The 17,051-nt window shown below is 39.4% G+C and carries 23 protein-coding genes; 8 read left to right on the forward strand and 15 right to left on the reverse strand.

The features are described 5' to 3' along the window. The first annotated feature begins 19 nt into the window (after positions 1 to 19). The 3 genes from ACY45D_RS16925 (at position 20) to ACY45D_RS16935 (ending at position 2,029) form a co-directional block, all read left to right on the forward strand. Positions 20 to 544, forward strand: coding sequence for a hypothetical protein (locus tag ACY45D_RS16925; protein ID WP_463107746.1), 525 nt, complete (start codon positions 20 to 22; stop codon positions 542 to 544). 162 nt (positions 545 to 706) lie between these two features. Beyond that, the gene (locus ACY45D_RS16930; RefSeq protein WP_463107747.1) at positions 707 to 1,252 is read left to right on the forward strand and encodes a glutathione peroxidase; all 546 of its coding nucleotides are present in this window, start codon (positions 707 to 709) and stop codon (positions 1,250 to 1,252) included. Positions 1,253 to 1,432: 180 nt separating this feature from the next. Next, complete coding sequence (locus ACY45D_RS16935) at positions 1,433 to 2,029, forward strand: hypothetical protein (RefSeq protein ID WP_463107748.1); 597 nt, start codon at positions 1,433 to 1,435, stop codon at positions 2,027 to 2,029. A gap of 28 nt (positions 2,030 to 2,057) precedes the next feature. On the opposite strand, the gene ACY45D_RS16940 is transcribed toward ACY45D_RS16935, so the two are convergent. After that, positions 2,058 to 2,519, reverse strand: coding sequence for a hypothetical protein (locus ACY45D_RS16940; RefSeq protein ID WP_463107749.1), 462 nt, complete (start codon positions 2,517 to 2,519; stop codon positions 2,058 to 2,060). Between the two features lie 103 nt (positions 2,520 to 2,622). Between ACY45D_RS16940 and ACY45D_RS16945 the strand changes: the two genes are divergently transcribed. After that, positions 2,623 to 3,066, forward strand: a complete 444-nt coding sequence (locus ACY45D_RS16945; protein WP_463107750.1) for an AAA family ATPase — start codon at positions 2,623 to 2,625, stop codon at positions 3,064 to 3,066. Positions 3,067 to 3,073: 7 nt separating this feature from the next. On the opposite strand, the gene ACY45D_RS16950 is transcribed toward ACY45D_RS16945, so the two are convergent. Continuing rightward, the gene (locus ACY45D_RS16950) at positions 3,074 to 3,373 is read right to left on the reverse strand and encodes a hypothetical protein (protein ID WP_463107751.1); all 300 of its coding nucleotides are present in this window, start codon (positions 3,371 to 3,373) and stop codon (positions 3,074 to 3,076) included. A 226-nt stretch (positions 3,374 to 3,599) separates the two neighbouring features. Between ACY45D_RS16950 and ACY45D_RS16955 the strand changes: the two genes are divergently transcribed. Further along, on the forward strand, positions 3,600 to 4,187 hold the full coding sequence (locus tag ACY45D_RS16955) for a DUF4291 domain-containing protein (RefSeq protein WP_463107752.1): 588 nt from the start codon (positions 3,600 to 3,602) through the stop codon (positions 4,185 to 4,187). A 379-nt stretch (positions 4,188 to 4,566) separates the two neighbouring features. Here the strand turns inward: ACY45D_RS16955 and ACY45D_RS16960 are convergent, their stop codons facing one another. The 10 genes from ACY45D_RS16960 to ACY45D_RS17005 form a co-directional block, all read right to left on the reverse strand. Further along, positions 4,567 to 4,986: a F0F1 ATP synthase subunit epsilon gene (locus ACY45D_RS16960; protein ID WP_010117199.1), complete on the reverse strand. Its 420-nt coding sequence runs from the start codon at positions 4,984 to 4,986 to the stop codon at positions 4,567 to 4,569. Positions 4,987 to 5,013: 27 nt separating this feature from the next. Continuing rightward, positions 5,014 to 6,408: a F0F1 ATP synthase subunit beta gene (atpD, locus tag ACY45D_RS16965; protein WP_463107753.1), complete on the reverse strand. Its 1,395-nt coding sequence runs from the start codon at positions 6,406 to 6,408 to the stop codon at positions 5,014 to 5,016. A 26-nt stretch (positions 6,409 to 6,434) separates the two neighbouring features. Beyond that, positions 6,435 to 7,304 (reverse strand): F0F1 ATP synthase subunit gamma, encoded by an 870-nt coding sequence (atpG, locus tag ACY45D_RS16970; RefSeq protein ID WP_089606188.1) that lies wholly within the window; start codon positions 7,302 to 7,304, stop codon positions 6,435 to 6,437. 88 nt (positions 7,305 to 7,392) lie between these two features. After that, positions 7,393 to 8,937, reverse strand: coding sequence for a F0F1 ATP synthase subunit alpha (gene atpA, locus ACY45D_RS16975; protein ID WP_463107754.1), 1,545 nt, complete (start codon positions 8,935 to 8,937; stop codon positions 7,393 to 7,395). Between the two features lie 62 nt (positions 8,938 to 8,999). Next, entirely contained in the window at positions 9,000 to 9,536 is a 537-nt protein-coding gene (locus tag ACY45D_RS16980) for a F0F1 ATP synthase subunit delta (protein ID WP_463107755.1), read from the reverse strand. Between the two features lie 11 nt (positions 9,537 to 9,547). Continuing rightward, entirely contained in the window at positions 9,548 to 10,018 is a 471-nt protein-coding gene (locus ACY45D_RS16985) for a F0F1 ATP synthase subunit B (protein ID WP_004723424.1), read from the reverse strand. Positions 10,019 to 10,057: 39 nt separating this feature from the next. Beyond that, positions 10,058 to 10,303, reverse strand: a complete 246-nt coding sequence (gene atpE / locus ACY45D_RS16990; RefSeq protein WP_089606191.1) for a F0F1 ATP synthase subunit C — start codon at positions 10,301 to 10,303, stop codon at positions 10,058 to 10,060. Positions 10,304 to 10,386: 83 nt separating this feature from the next. Further along, the gene (atpB, locus tag ACY45D_RS16995; protein WP_004831991.1) at positions 10,387 to 11,262 is read right to left on the reverse strand and encodes a F0F1 ATP synthase subunit A; all 876 of its coding nucleotides are present in this window, start codon (positions 11,260 to 11,262) and stop codon (positions 10,387 to 10,389) included. A gap of 103 nt (positions 11,263 to 11,365) precedes the next feature. Continuing rightward, the gene (locus ACY45D_RS17000) at positions 11,366 to 11,764 is read right to left on the reverse strand and encodes an ATP synthase subunit I (protein ID WP_463107756.1); all 399 of its coding nucleotides are present in this window, start codon (positions 11,762 to 11,764) and stop codon (positions 11,366 to 11,368) included. 170 nt (positions 11,765 to 11,934) lie between these two features. After that, the gene (locus tag ACY45D_RS17005) at positions 11,935 to 12,777 is read right to left on the reverse strand and encodes a metal ABC transporter solute-binding protein, Zn/Mn family (protein WP_463107757.1); all 843 of its coding nucleotides are present in this window, start codon (positions 12,775 to 12,777) and stop codon (positions 11,935 to 11,937) included. Between the two features lie 148 nt (positions 12,778 to 12,925). On the opposite strand from ACY45D_RS17005, the gene ACY45D_RS17010 reads away from it, so the two are divergent. Genes ACY45D_RS17010 through znuB form a run of 3 tightly spaced genes read left to right on the forward strand, consistent with a single transcriptional unit; the run spans position 12,926 to position 15,000 of the window. Beyond that, positions 12,926 to 13,423: a transcriptional repressor gene (locus ACY45D_RS17010; protein WP_463107758.1), complete on the forward strand. Its 498-nt coding sequence runs from the start codon at positions 12,926 to 12,928 to the stop codon at positions 13,421 to 13,423. After that, positions 13,396 to 14,196, forward strand: a complete 801-nt coding sequence (gene znuC / locus ACY45D_RS17015) for a zinc ABC transporter ATP-binding protein ZnuC (RefSeq protein ID WP_463107759.1) — start codon at positions 13,396 to 13,398, stop codon at positions 14,194 to 14,196. Before ACY45D_RS17010 ends, znuC begins: the two co-directional genes overlap by 28 nt. Before the next feature lie 3 nt (positions 14,197 to 14,199). After that, positions 14,200 to 15,000, forward strand: coding sequence for a zinc ABC transporter permease subunit ZnuB (gene znuB, locus ACY45D_RS17020; protein ID WP_463107760.1), 801 nt, complete (start codon positions 14,200 to 14,202; stop codon positions 14,998 to 15,000). Between the two features lie 47 nt (positions 15,001 to 15,047). Here znuB and ACY45D_RS17025 read toward each other — a convergent pair whose 3' ends face one another. The 3 genes from ACY45D_RS17025 to ACY45D_RS17035 all read right to left on the reverse strand — a co-directional run bounded on the left by ACY45D_RS17025 (position 15,048) and on the right by ACY45D_RS17035 (position 17,038). Beyond that, on the reverse strand, positions 15,048 to 15,668 hold the full coding sequence (locus ACY45D_RS17025) for a LysE family translocator (protein ID WP_463107761.1): 621 nt from the start codon (positions 15,666 to 15,668) through the stop codon (positions 15,048 to 15,050). A 56-nt stretch (positions 15,669 to 15,724) separates the two neighbouring features. Then, entirely contained in the window at positions 15,725 to 16,345 is a 621-nt protein-coding gene (locus ACY45D_RS17030; protein ID WP_463107762.1) for a LysE family transporter, read from the reverse strand. Between the two features lie 75 nt (positions 16,346 to 16,420). Further along, positions 16,421 to 17,038, reverse strand: a complete 618-nt coding sequence (locus ACY45D_RS17035; RefSeq protein WP_463107763.1) for a hypothetical protein — start codon at positions 17,036 to 17,038, stop codon at positions 16,421 to 16,423. Positions 17,039 to 17,051: the final 13 nt, after the last annotated feature.

The following is a 17,051-nucleotide window of genomic DNA, read 5'->3' on the forward strand; positions in this document are numbered from 1 at the left end:
AAAATTAAAGGTATAAATAATGAAGAAAGTATTCATCGCTACATTGTGTGCTTCTGCATTTGCTTTAACTGCTTGTGACAAAAAACCTGCTGATGCATCTTCTGCTTCGGACAGTAAACCTGCTGTAGCTGCAGTAACACTCAGTACGGATAATGCCGCAGACATTAAAAGTGATTTAGCTCAGATTCAAACACTGTCTACAAACAAAGCGAAAGAAGCCTTGGACTTCCAAAGCGAAGTCATGCAAGCTGCTCAGAAAGGTGATAAAGCAGCACTAGAAGGCGTTGTGAATAAAATGAAAACGTATGTCACTGGTTTTAATAAAGAGCTAGATGGACTGGCTTTAAAAAGTAAAGAGGTTGTTTCTGTACGTGAAAAAATTAAAGAGTCGAACAATTTAGGTTTGGAAATGTCTGAAGCTGGGCTATCAAGCTCGCCAAATCCTGAAAAGGTCAAGCAAATCCAAACCAAAGGAATAGAGCTTCAAAAAAGCTTAATGGATGAGATGCAAGCGCTTCAAACCAAAGCCAATACTGCACCATAATTTGACTCAATCTTCCTAAAGAGTGTAAAGCAGATCACATGATCTGCTTTTTTATTACTTGAGATATACAAATGCAACTTGCTGTTTTTCAGGATTATCGTTAAAACATAACTATTACAACACTCACACCACATTCATTATTTAAAGTATTAGGACAGCAACATGAGCAATACGGTTTACGATATTCCTGTAAATACCATCAAAGGTGAAAGCAGCACTTTAAATCAATATCAAGGCAAGGTTCTACTCATTGTCAATGTCGCTTCAAAATGTGGCTTAACACCACAATACGAAGGGCTTGAAAAACTGTATCAAGACAAAAAGGATCAAGGTTTAGAAATTCTAGGTTTCCCTGCAAATAACTTCCTTGCACAAGAACCAGGTACAAATGATGAAATTCAGCAATTTTGCTCTTTAACTTATAATGTGGATTTCCCACTTTTCGCGAAGATTTCAGTTGCTGGTGATGATAAGCATCCACTTTACGAGACTTTAATTCATGCAATTCCAGAGCGCATTGGTGAAGGTCCTTGGTGGAAAGACCTTGTCGACTATGGTTTAACGCCAAATCCAAAACCAGAAGTACTTTGGAACTTTGAGAAATTCTTAATCAATAAAAATGGTGAAGTTGTTGCGCGTTTTGCACCAGATATCACTGCTGATGACCCACGAATCACATCTGCAATTGAAGCAGAACTCAATAAATAAATCCCCTCCGATTCTAAAAAGAGTGCTATTCATGGCACTCTTTTTGTTTCATCATGCTGCCCCGTCCTGAAATAAGCCGATTACAGTTACAAACTGTATATGCTTTGCAACAATCCTCAATCTCTCCACTTTTTCACTCTATATTAGCCAAATACCAAATCAATTTAATTTTGGATGATGATGAAAAAGCTTTTACAAGGTGCTGTTTTACCTTTTGTTATTTTTACTTCTGGCATTCTACTTTTAGGATGCGATCAAGCTGCGCCACCGTCACAACAAGAACAGCAAACTTCGCAATCTGAAACAATACATTCAGAGCGTAATCATTCAAATGAATCTCAGCAAAAAAACGTTGAAGATTTAAAACAAGGCAATATGTTCTATATCGCACGGGATGTTGCCAATGTTCAGCTTAAAACGGGTAACTATGTTGAAAAGCTTCAACAGGCTCAATCAGATTTACAGCAAGCTATCGAAACCAAAGACCAAGCAGAATTGCAAAACACAGTTCAGACTTTGACACGTGAGCTACAAGGTTTCAATACAGCCCTGATTTCACTAGATTTAAAGAGTCAGGAAATTGATGGTATTCGCCAGCAAGTCCTTCAAGCCAATAAACAAGTTTTAAATTCATCACTTTTAAATGGCGACTTGGATATTTCGAAAGTTGATTTTAAGAAAATCCAACAACAGATGGATAATATCCAAACCGACATGTTAAAACTTGCAGGAATGATGATTCCGACCTCTGAGAATGATAAGTCGTCACAAAGTTAATCTAAAATTTAAACTAAATGCTCAGTGTTCATATTGGCTGAGCAATATTACATTGTGAATCTTGCCCAAGGGCACGTTTAATATCCTGCTTTAGACGTGTTCTCGCAAACTTATAGCTGGATGGTAAAAATAAAGTTAAACGGGTTTTATCCTTTCCGACTGATTCAACCAGTGTTTTAGACAAATACGCCCCACCTTCTGTGCGCGCAAACAAAGTCCCCATTTCCAAGTCAGTTTCTAATTTACTGTCAGTAAATACAAAATCTTGCTCACCAGTGAATGCCACACATCTGCTATAAGCCATTTTCAAGTTTTTAAATGCAACGATATAGTCGATATTGAGTTCTGTTTCTAAGCCATTTTCCACAGAATCTGCAACCAAACTCGCTTCAGTCGGAGCGTTGGGTGTAGTCACAAACTGATTCGGTTGACAAGCAGCTATACAGATAAAAATAGGCAATAAAAATAATATTTTAGGATAATTCTTCATTTTACTTTTCTTTTAAATGTATTCATTTTTATGGCAATGAATGAATTGTAGCAAAGCAGATGCCATGTTTTAATGCAGAAATGATCATTTTTTGTAGTCGCTCATGCAACTCATTATTTTTACAGGCGTTCAAGCTTCGGGAAAATCGACATTTTACCAACAGCACTTCTATCACAGCCATTTACGCATCAACCTCGATATGTTGAAAACACGTCATCGTGAAAATATCCTTTTTGAGGCAGCTTTGGCATCTAAAACAAAAATCGTGATTGATAATACCAACATGACTCGATCTGACCGCGCTCGATATATCCAACGTGCAAAAGAGTATGGCTTTGAAGTGGTTTCTTATTATTTTGAAACAGATTTAGACAGTACTTTACAACGTAATGCGCAACGTGAAGGTAAAGCCAATATTCCCGAAAAAGGAGTTAAAGCGACTTTTTATAAATTGGAAATCCCCAATATCATAGAGGGTTTTAATACGCTTTTTACCGTAAAACTGATTGAAAATAACGATTTTTCCATTCATGTAACATCTGACTAGATGCCTTTTATTGCTGTTGAGTACACCAAATTTTATATGCGGCTTGAAGCTCTTGCTGAATTTGCTCAGAAACTTTCCTTGCTTCCAAGTTGGAAAAGTCCCCGCGGTAGGTTTCAGCTACAATTGAGTTTGCAAGTTCTTCGATTGCAATACGTCCATGATTCTGATAATTCTGAATTTCTATTTCAGATAAGGCTATATCCCAACATGATACAACTGAACTCATGTCTACAGCGATACTCAAGTAGTAATGATCTTGATTTTGGTAGAGTTCCCAAAAATGGGGTTGTTGTTCGATGAGGATCATAGTGATTTATTCTAAATATGAAGCTTTAATATATAAATTTAACAATGAATTGAAAATTCGACTTTAGCAAATGAATCATTAAATCGCATGCCTTTATGATGAATTTTAAAGTGGCATATTGCCTATTAATTAAATTTCACATAGAATAAGCCAGGATGCAAAAAAAGAACTTAAGCATCTTGCTAAAAATAGCAATTTATAAAAACACAATTTTTATTGGAGAAAAATGAATAATTTTAAACAAATACGTGCCTTTCAGACTGAAAATACTATACGTGTTTATCAAGCATACAATCCTGCCCTTACACAGCATGCGGTAAAACATGGTTTCATCAATAATCCATTTTTTAAAGAAAGTCGTATGACTTGGATTAAGCCATCTTACTTATGGATGATGTATCGCTGTGGTTGGGGCTACAAAGATGATGGGCAAAAAAGTATCCTCGCGATTGATATATCAAAGCAAGGCTTCGATTGGGCTTTAGAACATAGTTGTACAAGCCATAAAGCTGAGCATATGGACAATACAACATGGCAAGAATTTAAAGATAAACATCCTGTACGAATTCAATGGGATCCTGAGAGAAATCTATACCTAAACCCTTTAGACTATCGTGCGATTCAAATTGGATTAACTGGTATCGCTGTTCAACATTATATTCAGGACTGGATTGTCAATATTACAGACATTACCCAAGAAGCACAGCATGTACATCAGTTGGTTTTAGATGGAAAATTGAATGAAGCAACGACTTTGTTACCTAAAGAGACTTTGTATCTACCAAATATCAGCAAAAAAGTGGATGAGCTTTAATCAAAGCTCATGTACTTATAAAATCATGATTTTGAATTAATTTTTGATAGACTCTCCCTCATTTCTTTATCTCTAAACATTTGATTAATGTATTCATCAGGTATATCAAATTCAATAACAAATGAAGGAACAGCATCATCTGAAATACCTACTTGATATATCAGTGATAACGAATAGATAGATTATTTTTAAAAAATTTAAGTATAGTTCTATAAGTTTCAGGTAATTGACTAAGCATTAAATCACCGTCAATACTTATCTTTGCATTTAAATTAAATTCATTATTATTCGTAGATATTTTATTGTTTTTAACAATTCCAACATATTACATTATAAAAAACCACCCTTTCGGGTGGTCTCTTTAATGTTAAACCATGTCTTATTGAGCACGGTTCTTCATTTTACGGATAGTATCCAACTGAGCTGAAATCTCTGATAGAGATGCCAACGCAGCAGCAGTATCCACATCACTCTTCTGATTTGCCAACAATTGTTCAGCATTTTTACGTGCTTCAAGAATTGCAGCTTCATCCAAGTTTTCTGCACGGACTGCAGTATCTGCAAGAACCGTAACAACATGTGGTTGAACTTCTAGAACACCACCAGATACATAGATTAACTCTTCTGTACCGTTTTCAAGCAGAACGCGAATTGCACCCGGCTTGAGTAAAGTTACTAACGGAGCGTGACCAGGCATGATACCCAATTCACCGCCAGCACCTTTTGCGATAAGCATTGTCACAGTGCCTGAGTACAAAGACTCTTTAACACTTACAACATCACATTGCATAGTCGACATGTGAATCTCCTAAATTAGAGTTGCTAATTAAAGCTTCTCGGCTTTAGCGATCACTTCATCAATACCACCAACCATATAGAACGCTTGTTCTGGAATGTGATCGTATTCACCAGCTAGAAGACCTTTAAAGCCACGAATTGTTTCTTTAAGTGGTACAAGTTTACCAGGAGCACCAGTAAACACTTCAGCTACGTGGAACGGTTGAGAGAAGAAACGTTGGATTTTACGCGCACGGTAAACAATCAACTTATCTTCTTCTGCTAACTCGTCCATACCAAGAATTGCGATAATGTCTTTCAATTCTTTATAACGTTGAAGAACGTTTTGAACTGAACGAGCAATCTCGTAATGCTCAGCACCCACGACAAGTGGATCTAACTGACGTGAAGTAGAGTCAAGTGGATCGATCGCTGGATAAATACCAGAAGATGCGATATCACGGCTCAATACAACAGTTGCGTCTAAGTGAGCAAATGTTGTTGCAGGCGATGGATCTGTTAAGTCATCGGCAGGTACATATACCGCTTGGATAGATGTAATCGAACCAGACTTAGTAGAAGTAATACGTTCTTGAAGAACACCCATCTCTTCTGCAAGCGTCGGTTGGTAACCTACTGCAGATGGCATACGACCTAGAAGTGCTGATACTTCAGTACCTGCTAGTGTATAACGGTAGATGTTATCTACGAACAATAAAACGTCACGGCCTTTACCGTTTTCGTCTTTCTCGTCACGGAAATACTCAGCCATCGTCAAACCAGTTAACGCTACGCGTAAACGGTTACCTGGTGGCTCATTCATCTGACCGTAGACCATTGCTACTTTGTCTAGAACGTTAGAATCTTTCATCTCGTGATAGAAGTCATTACCTTCACGAGTACGCTCACCAACACCAGCAAACACAGATAAACCTGAGTGAGCTTTCGCGATGTTGTTGATCAATTCCATCATGTTTACGGTTTTACCAACACCCGCACCACCGAATAAACCAACTTTACCACCTTTAGCAAACGGGCAAAGTAAGTCGATGACTTTAATACCAGTTTCTAAAAGGTCAGTAGACGCAGCTTGTTCAGCATAAGAAGGTGCTTGACGGTGAATCGGTAAACGCGCTTCAGTTGCAACAGGACCAGCTTCGTCGATTGGGCGACCAAGAACGTCCATGATACGACCCAAAGTCGCTGTACCTACTGGTACAGAGATTGGTGCGTTAGTATTCGTTACGTTCAAACCACGCTTAAGGCCTTCAGTAGAACCCATTGCAATAGTACGAACTACGCCATCACCAAGTTGTTGCTGAACTTCTAAAGTAGTTTCAGTACCGTCAACTTGGAGAGCGTCATAGATCTTAGGAACGCTGTTGCGTTCAAACTCGACGTCGATAACCGCGCCGATGATCTGAATGATACGACCGCTACTCATTGCTGTCTCCTCAATTCAAAATAATGTTAAACGGCAGCGGCACCACCAACGATCTCAGAAATTTCCTGAGTAATCGCGGCTTGACGCAGCTTGTTATAAATGAGTTGTAGGCTCTTGATGAGATCACCTGCGTTGTCAGTTGCAGCTTTCATTGCAACCATACGAGCAGATTGCTCACATGCGATGTTTTCAATCACACCTTGATAAACCATAGACTCGATGTAACGAACCAATAAACCATTTAGAAGCTCTTCAGCTTCAGGTTCATAGAGATAGTCCCAACCATACTGACGGTTTAGACCCTCGTTCGTTTCAGCCGCAGCTAAAGGAACAAGTTGTTCGATTTTTTGGTTTTGAGTCATGGCATTGACAAAGCCGTTTGATACAAGATAAATACGATCTAACTCGCCTTTATCAAATGCATCTAACATCACCTGTACAGAACCAGTTAACTGTTCAAGACTTGGTGCGTCACCTACTTGCGTAGTTGCGCCAAGTACTTTACCGCCGTAGCTTTTAAAAAACGAAACCGCTTTTTGACCAATCAAAGCAAATTGAACTTCAATTGACTGCTCTTGTTGCTGTTGTACGTGTTTTACCACTTTTTTGAACAAGTTAATGTTCAAACCACCAGCAAGGCCACGATCTGAAGAAACAATGATATAGCCAACGCGTTTTACAGGGCGTTCAACCATATAACGATGTTTATATTCAGGATTCGCTTGAACCAAATGAGCAATTACACGGTGCATATTTTCGGCATACGGACGGCCCTGAGCCATGCGCTCTTGCGCACGACGCATCTTAGAAGCTGCTACCATTTGCATCGCGCGAGTAATTTTCTGCGTGCTCTTGATACTAGCTACTTTGGCGCGAATTTCTTTTAAATTTGCCATACGCTTAACCTAGTATTCGAAAGCCCTTTCGAGCTTCCGAAGGTTGATCCGTGAACCAAACCATAACTAACAACAACATAAATTGAAATTAGTAAGTTTGAGTCGCTTTAAAGCTTTCAATACCTGCTTTAAATGCAGCTTCGATGTCTTTGTTATAATCACCAGTTTCATCGATGTTTTGCATTAACGCAGCATGTTCTGAACGGAAGTAAGCAATTAACGCAGCATCAAAGTCTACGATTTTCTTCACTTCAACGTCAGCCATATAGCCTTCGTTAGATGCATAAATTGAAACAGCTTGGTCAGCAATTGAATAAGGAGCATATTGTTTTTGCTTCATTAATTCAGTTACACGTTGACCATGTTCAAGTTGCTTACGAGTCGCTTCATCAAGGTCAGAAGCGAACTGAGCAAATGCTGCCAATTCACGGTATTGCGCCAAAGCGGTACGGATACCACCAGACAATTTTTTGATGATCTTAGTCTGAGCAGAACCACCAACACGCGATACAGAAATACCCGCGTTTACAGCTGGACGGATACCTGCGTTGAACAATGAAGTTTCAAGGAAGATCTGACCATCTGTAATCGAAATTACGTTGGTTGGTACGAATGCAGATACGTCACCTGCTTGAGTTTCAATAATAGGTAAAGCAGTTAATGAACCAGTTTGGCCTTTAACTTCACCTTTAGTGAATTGCTCAACATAATCAGCAGATACGCGAGAAGCACGCTCAAGTAGACGTGAATGAAGATAGAACACGTCACCTGGATAAGCTTCACGACCTGGTGGACGACGTAAAAGCAATGAAATTTGACGATACGCTACCGCTTGTTTAGATAAGTCATCATAAATGATTAACGCATCTTCACCACGGTCACGGAAGTATTCGCCCATTGTACAGCCAGAATATGGAGCCAAATACAACATTGCTGCTGGATCGGCTGCAGCTGCTGCTACAACAGTGGTATACGCCATAGCACCAGTTTCTTCTAGCTTGCGTACTACGTTTGCAATCGTCGATTGTTTTTGACCAATTGCTACGTATACACATTTAATGCCAGAATTTTTCTGAGCGATGATCGCATCGATCGCCATTGCTGTTTTACCAGTTTGACGGTCACCAATGATCAACTCACGCTGACCACGACCTACAGGGATCATTGTATCTACTGATTTATAACCAGTTTGTACAGGTTGATCCACTGATTGACGCCAAATTACACCTGGTGCTACTTTTTCAACAGCATCAGTTAATTTTGCATCAATTGGGCCTTTACCATCAATTGGGTTACCCAAAGCATCTACTACACGGCCTAAAAGTTCTGGACCAACCGGAACTTCTAATACACGACCTGTGCAACGAGCTTTTTGACCTTCTTGAAGGCTTAAGTAGTTACCTAAAACAACGACGCCCACTGAATCCTGTTCTAGGTTCAGTGCCATACCGTATAAGCCGCCGTCGAATTCGATCATTTCACCGTACATTGCATCAGCAAGGCCGTGAATACGCACAATACCGTCGGAAACCATAACAATGGTCCCTTCGTTCTTAGCGGTCGCGCTGGTGTCCAGATCGCCGATACGCTGTTTAATGAGCGCACTGATCTCGGATGGATTCAGTTGTTGCATTGCGCTATACCTCAATCTTTTTTAAGTTCAGTCTTCATTTACGCAGTAATTTTTAGAAATAATTACGCAAGAAGACGAGTCCGCATTTTTTCAAGCTTGCTAAGCGCAGAATCATCTATCACTTGGTCGCCTGCACGAATAACAACACCAGCAATAAGCGCTGGATTTACTTCAACTGTAACTTTCACAGCGCTGTCAAAACGTTTTTCTAACGCATGAGCCAACTTCTGTTCTTGTACTGAATCAAGCGGAAAAGCCGACTCAATAACAACATCTACAGTTTTGTTATTTTGTGATTTGAGTTGCTCGTATTCTGTGTCAATTTCAGGTAACAAAGCCAAACGGCCATTGTCTGCAAGGAGTGTCAAAAAGTTTGACACTGCCGCAGTCTGTTCATTACCTAAAACTTTCGCAAAAAGACCAACCTGCTCAGCAGGCGTCAACTCAGGGCGATTTAAATAAGCGGAAAATGCTTCATCTTGCACCGCAGCACTGAGCAATTGTAACGCAGTAGACCAAGAGTCAACTGCATTTTGCTCAGATGCATAAGCAAATGCTGCTTTAGCGTATGGGCGTGCCAACGTCAAGAATTCAGCCATATTCGCCTCTCTTAAAGTTTAGCAGCCAGCTGATTCAGCATGGCATTATGAGCTTCTGCGTCAACTTGTTGGTTCAGAATTTTCTCTGCACCAGCAACTGCAAGAGCAGCAACTTGTTGACGTAATTCTTCACGAGCAGAATTGATGTCTTGATCAACAGCATCTTTCGCTTGTTGACGAATACGCTCACCTTCAGCAGATGCTTGAGTACGCGCTTCTTCGACCAATTGTGCCGCACGACGGTTCGCTTGTTCGATCAATTGAGCCGCTTGTGCTTTCGCCGCATCAATTTCTTGCTTAACTTGTGCTTGCGCATCAGCAAGATCAGCTTTCGCTTTCTCTGCAGCGTTTAAGCCATCAGCAATTTTACGCTGACGCTCACTAATCGCATTGATTAGTGGTGGCCATACAAACTTCATGCAGAATGCGACGAAAATCGCAAATGCAATCGCTTGGCCAAACAATGTGAGGTTGATATTCATTGCAAATTCCTCAAATAGTGAATTTCGGAATTAAGCTGATTAACCTACAAATGGATTAGCGAAGATGAAGAACAAGCCAATACCAACACCGATCATAGGCACAGCGTCAAGAAGACCTGCGATTAAGAACATACGAGTTTGAAGTTGTGGAGCCAATTCTGGTTGACGAGCAACAGCTTCAAGGAAGCGACCGCCTAAAAGACCAAAACCAATCGCAGTACCTAAAGCACCAAAAGCGATCAAAATAGCAGCTGCAATCGCAACTAGACCTAAAGTGAGTTCCATGATAATTCCTCAGAGGTTAGGTTTATACCAAATTAAAGTAAAAAAATTATACCTAACCACCCGATGATAGTTAGGCAATACCATTAATGTTTTTCGCTTGCCATGCTCAAGTATACGATTGTAAGCATCATGAAAATGAAGGCTTGCAACGTGATAACAAGAATGTGGAAGATAGCCCAAGGCACAGACAACGCCCACTGGATCCAGAAAGGTAACAAAGCGATAAGAATGAAAATTAATTCACCCGCATACATGTTACCGAATAGTCGGAGTGCCAATGAAATTGGACGTGCAAGGAATGTTACTAATTCAAGAATTAAGTTCACTGGAATCAGTAACGCTTTTGCAACTGGGTTACTTGGATTAAATGGGTTAAGTGCCAATTCACCGACGAAACCGCCGATACCTTTTTCACGAATACTATAGAACAAGATAAGTGCAAATACAGACAACGACATACCTAGGGTAATGTTAGGGTCTGTAGATGGAACAACCTTGAAGTAAACGTGGTGTGGATCCATACCAAATACACTTGCACCAATTTGTTGAGCTAAATAAGGAATCCAGTCAACAGGGATTAAGTCCATCGCATTCATGAGGAAAATCCACACAAAAATGGTCAAGGCTAAAGGCGCAATTAAACGTGATTTACCATGAAACGTATCACGAACACTTGAGTCAACAAACTCGATAATCATTTCGATTGCAGACTGGAACTTGGTAGGAACACCAGAGTTTGCAGCTTTCGCTACACACCAGAAAATCAAACAGAAAATCAAACCAAGGCCAATTGACCAACCCATTGAATCCAAGTGAATAGCAGTGAACCCCATCTGTTGAGCTTCTGCACCATTCTCAGCCAATTTCCAAGTACCGTCTGGCATTTTGCCATAGGTCATGTTGGTCAAGTGATGCTTGATATACTCGGTCGAAGTCAGGGCATGTTCTTCAGCAGCCATAAATCACACCTGGTCAATGTCAAATAATAAATAGAGTTAACGAATATCGCGTGCTGCATGATATCTCGTTAATCCCCAAAAAAATTTTCAATTTCTGCTGCGCTTATACTCGTTTTTGTTGACGTGCCACCCAAAAAGGAGCGACCCACGACATTGCTTGAACGAGAATAAAACCACAAAACAATGCAACCGGGGATAACGGCTTTACATTGCTTAAAATTAAAATGAAACCAACGATCACAATTGCAAATTTGCCCATCAAGCCTCTATACATGTTCGAAAGAACTTGCTTTGAAGCACGCGCTCCTGCTGCTCGAAACGATTGCCAAGAAAAATAACTACTTGCAAGCCAACATATAAGTGCACCTAATGTCGCACTCAGAGCCGCAGTTGTATCCTTCAAGACCCACGCTATCAAGGCTGAAACAGGAATCATTAACGCTTGTAAATAGACCAAAGCTTTTGCTAATCGTCGGTCAATCAAGCGATTAGTTTGGCTCATTTTTTACCCACTCACAGCACAAATGCTTGACAAGTTTAGCTGATGATCGTTTTTAATCGCAGGCATTATAGAGTTACACCCCTGAACATGCAATCTTTTCCCGACCTTAGTCGTGATTTTTTAAAATGTAGCCTGCTTTTCATATGAACAATTGTTGATTATTTTTTACGTCATTTCCGTGCATTAAGTACGCAAGCTTGTGTTTCTTGTGCCAAAGTTTGCCACGCAACCACAAAATCTTGTTGTTTTGCTAAAGTTTCATCAACCGATTGAAATGCGATTGCACCTAATTTTCGGTATTGACTTGGGTTCGCACTCGACTCTGCCAATAAACACATTTTTTTGTAAGGACGCGTGTCATTTAAAAATTTAATCTGTGCGACTGTTGGAGCAACATGTGGGTCATCTGTCAATGCACCTGCAAATTTCAAATTTAAAGAACGTTCTAAATATTGATATGCATCATGGTATGCCCAGTAAGGGCGTGCGACACCTGCACCAGTGACTTTCTGCGAGGCAAGTAACATTTCTTTGGCAAAATTTTTAGCATTATTCCAATAGGCAGTTTTGTTTTCAGGATATTGTTGTGAACGCAATGCTGCCACAAAAAAACCAATACGTACTGCATTGTTTGGGTCTAACCAAACATGGGTATCCACTGTATCTTTGAGTGCTACGCCACGTGGGCTGCGTAGTGGTAATGCTTGGATAATGCCTGAATTGAGAATAGAAACAGCTTTTGCATTGTCACCCAAAACTTTTTCAAGCGGCGCTTCATGCTCTTTACCCACCCAAATCACCAAAGAAGCATCCATAATCGTTTTACGATTTGATGGGGTGAGTTGCACATCGTGACCTGTTTGATTGCCCAATAGCAGCACAGGTTCTTCAATACCTTGAGTAATTTCTTTTGCAATCAAATAAATAGGATGAGTTGATACCACCAATGGTGCTTGAGCCCATGTCGCACTAAAAAAAAGTGTACACAAACAAAAAGCAATAATCCGATTCATGAAAATGTATTACCAGAAAAATTTATGTTATTATTGTTATAATATAACAAAAGTTAAAAATTGCCTATGCTATTCGTAAGTTGATTGTGCTTCATGTTAATATCCACGATTCCTGTCATTATCCAAATAACACGTTCTGAGGTCTGATATGAGCTTTTGTTCACACGAACACCATGACACTTTACATGGTGTACACGACCATCTCAATGTAGAAGCTCGTCTATCAGAAGCAGAAAATCTTTGTGCAACCTCTGGTGCGCGACTTACACCTTTGCGTAAAGAAGTGCTTGAGTTAATTTTGAATGCGACTGGCCCTGTTGGTGCTTATGACCTGCTGGCAAAAATGAAAGGCGCTTCAGAACGCCCTGCTGCTCCACCTACTGTGTATAGAACTTTAGATTTCCTATTGGAAAAAGGTTTTATTCACCGTTTGACCTCGATTAATGCCTATATCCCATGTTGTCACCCACGTGAAGGACATCAAGCTGCTTTTTTAATTTGTTCAAGTTGTCATATTGTCAAAGAAGCTTCTGCACAAGGGCTGATTCAACAACTTGACCAGCTTTCAAACTCAGATGGCTTTAAAGCACACCACAGTATTATTGAGATTTCAGGAATATGCCAGCAGTGCTCGAACAAGGTGTAAACCCCACATTAGTTCAATTGCAACATATTAATGTACGCATCGATGAACGTGACATTTTAAAAAATATCGATTTTTCACTACAAGAAAAAGAAATTGTCACGCTTATTGGCCCCAATGGTGCAGGAAAATCGACATTAATCAAAGTCTTACTGGGTATTTTAAAACCAAACTCAGGCAAAATTATTAGCCAGAAAAAATTAAAACTAGCCTACGTCCCACAAAAGTTCAATCCCTCACACAGTCTACCTTTACGTGTGAAAGACTTGCTTGATCTGGAAAAGTGCGACAAAGCGATTAAAGCAGAAATTATTCGCGACACAGGCATTGCCAAACTCGAAAACTCTAAAGTACAACAGCTTTCAGGTGGCGAACGGCAACGAGTATTATTGGCACGTGCTTTATTACGCCAACCTGACATTTTAGTTCTTGATGAACCCATGCAGGGCTTGGATATTCAATCCGAAGCTGAGTTATATAGCTATGTGCGTAGCTTACCTGAACGCTATGGTTGCGCTATTTTAATCGTTTCACATGATTTGCAATGGGTAATGCAAGGCACACAACGTGTCGTATGTTTGAATAAGCATATTTGCTGTAGTGGTCTTCCCGATAGCATTCAGCAACACCCTGAATACCAAGCCTTATTTGGCGATACCTATGCGACGCAACGTGCTTTTTATCAACATCACCATGATCACTGTGCACATGGCGATGCAGCAAAAACTTGCGAGCATGATTCACGACCACATATTCACCCTGAACCGGAAGCTTAAGCCATGATGGAATGGTTAGAATTACTGTTACCAGCATGGATCATGGGCACACTTTTAGTGTTCCTGACCGCTCCTTTAGGCTGTTTAATGTTATGGCGTAGAATGTCGTTTTTTGCTGATACCATGGCGCACGGTACATTGCTCGGTGTAGCACTCGCTGCTGTACTCAGTTTACCACTGTGGCTTGGCGTGACATTTACTGCGCTATTATTGGTTGCCATTCTGTGGGTTTTACACGATCCACGACTTCCCAATGATGCATTATTGGCATTATGTTCAGCAACGCTACTGTGTTCTGGTTTATTACTGATTCAGCATTTACCTGCATTACGTCCAGAATTACTCAGTTATTTGTTTGGTGATTTACTCACGATAGAATGGTCTGATTTACCGACCTTTGCAGCAGTGATTATTGGTGCATTGGCGATACTTTATAAGTATTGGCAAGCGCAGATTCAGATTGCCATTGACCCTGATATTGCAGTCAGTGAAGGGGTTGATGCGAAATGGCAACGTTTAATTTTTATGTTGCTTTTGGCTTTATTTACCGTTTTAGCATTACGTGCTGTCGGATCATTGTTAATGGGTGCTTTACTGGTTATTCCAGCTTTAACTTCTCGCCTAATTTCCCACTCACCGCAACAGATGGTTCTCAATGCGTTTATCGTTGCACAAATAGGCGTGACTGTGGGCTTATGGTCGAGTGCCGCACTGAATATTTCGACAGGTTTAAGTATTGTGCTGTGTATGTCGTTACTTTTTACTGTGACTTTCAGTGTCATGAAAATGAAAAAGGCTGCTTAAACGACGACCTTCTTTCAAACATACAGCGTTTCATTCCATACCGAATACTAAAACATATTCTGTATTGAAATATATAAACCATAAATAGCGATCAATACGAGAATACAGCCACATAGCCCTAATATTTTTGGATAAATTCGGCTTTTAGACAGCTTGTTAAAACACAAATACACTACAGACAAGGTTAGAAAATCTAAAATAATCCACGCAATCACTAGAATAAATAAGCTGATATTGATATTCGAGTGAATCCCTATAAATTGTGGAAAGAATGATGAAAAGAAAATGATGTCTTTTGGGTTTGAAATACCCACTAGAAAGCCTTTTACTAAGCCCCCTTCAATAGGTGACAACACTGTAGTTAAAGGCTGATCCTCTTGAGATAAGGCCTCTTTTAAAATCTGAAAACCCAAATAACCAATATAGAGACAACCTAAAACTTTAATCAAAACAAAGAGTGTTTCATTTACACTCAGCATGCCTTTTAAAATGAGGATAGAAGCTGCGATCAAAACCAATGATGCAAGATTGGTTCCTACAATTGTTTGTAGGGATTTACGATAACCACCTTTTAAACCTGCACTTGCCACTAAAATCATGACAGGCCCCGGTGTCGCAATCATGACAATGACACTGATCACATAGAGATAAAATTCTAGATAATTCAAATCATTCCCTTTGTCTTATATTTTATTTTCAAGTCATTTTTCACACACAGTAATATTTATTGATGTACCAAACTCAAAAGTATCGCCGCACAACTAAAGAGTACGGCAAATGTTCGGTTCATATATTTTTGTTGCTTTGGTGATTTTAATAGTTTTAAAACTTTAGCAGCCAAGCCTGTATAACCTGCCATCACGATCAAATCAATGCTCACCATGGTGATTGCCATGATCACGTATTGAATCCATTGTGGTTTAGACAAATCTAAAAATTGCGGTAAAACTGCTAGAAGAAAAACAATTGCTTTTGGATTACTAATATTGACCAAGAAACCATATGCAATCAGTTTTGGAATCGACTTTGTTGGTTGTTCTTTTTGAATATCAATCGATTGCGTTGGTGCTGTCCATTGTACATAAGCTAGATAGAGTAAATACAAAACCCCAAACCATTTCACGACAAGGAACGCCCAAGGTGTGGTTGCAAATAAAACCCCAACGCCTGCTGCAACGATTGCAATCTGTACTAATAATGCTAGTTGCAGACCAATCGCATTCCAATAGCCACGGCGGAAGCCATAGTTTAAACCACTCGACATGGATGCAATCGCACCTGCCCCAGGTGAAATACTAATCACCCAGCATGCCAACATATAAGCGAACCAGACTTGATATGACATAACTGAAACAAAAAAATTAAAAAATGCATTATAGCGACTTTAATACGTTACTTTTCGATTAATTTGAGAGTTCATTCAGTTGATCTGCTTAAAATAAACCTTTTTGCCTTTAGAGCAGACTCCATAAAACATGCCATAAAAATTATCTTTCACTGAAGGATTATTCAGATAGCTATTGCATTCTAAAACTAAATCATTCGCCACTTTCTTAAAAATTATTTTCTGCTTTTGATAATATGGAGCACCTTCATAATAATCCTCTAAATAATACGAGCCTAATTTAAAGTTTTTTGATTCAGCTTGTTTATTTGCATATCCATTTTTTATAAAATTTACTCCACCCAAAGCTAAGTTAATTTTATCAATTTCTAGATTTAACTCACGTTCATTATTATTCGTTAACTTTTGAGCTTTGGCCCATCCAACTTGGACATCTTCACTATAAATATTTTTATAATATAAATAAAAATCACCATCATGATCTTTAATATAGAATTCATCATGCGCAGGTTGAAGCTTTTTAAAAAGATAATGATCTGCATTTTTTGTAGGGGTAAAACTTTTACACTTCCCAGAACTTTCGCAAATGTGATATGAAAAATATAACTTTGTATGACTTGACTTAGGCTGAACCGCTTCGATTGCACAGATAAACATCAAACCAATCACAAATAAAAAAATTCTGCTTACCATTAAGCAGCCCCTA

This window comes from Acinetobacter sp. BZX-2, assembly GCF_055179795.1.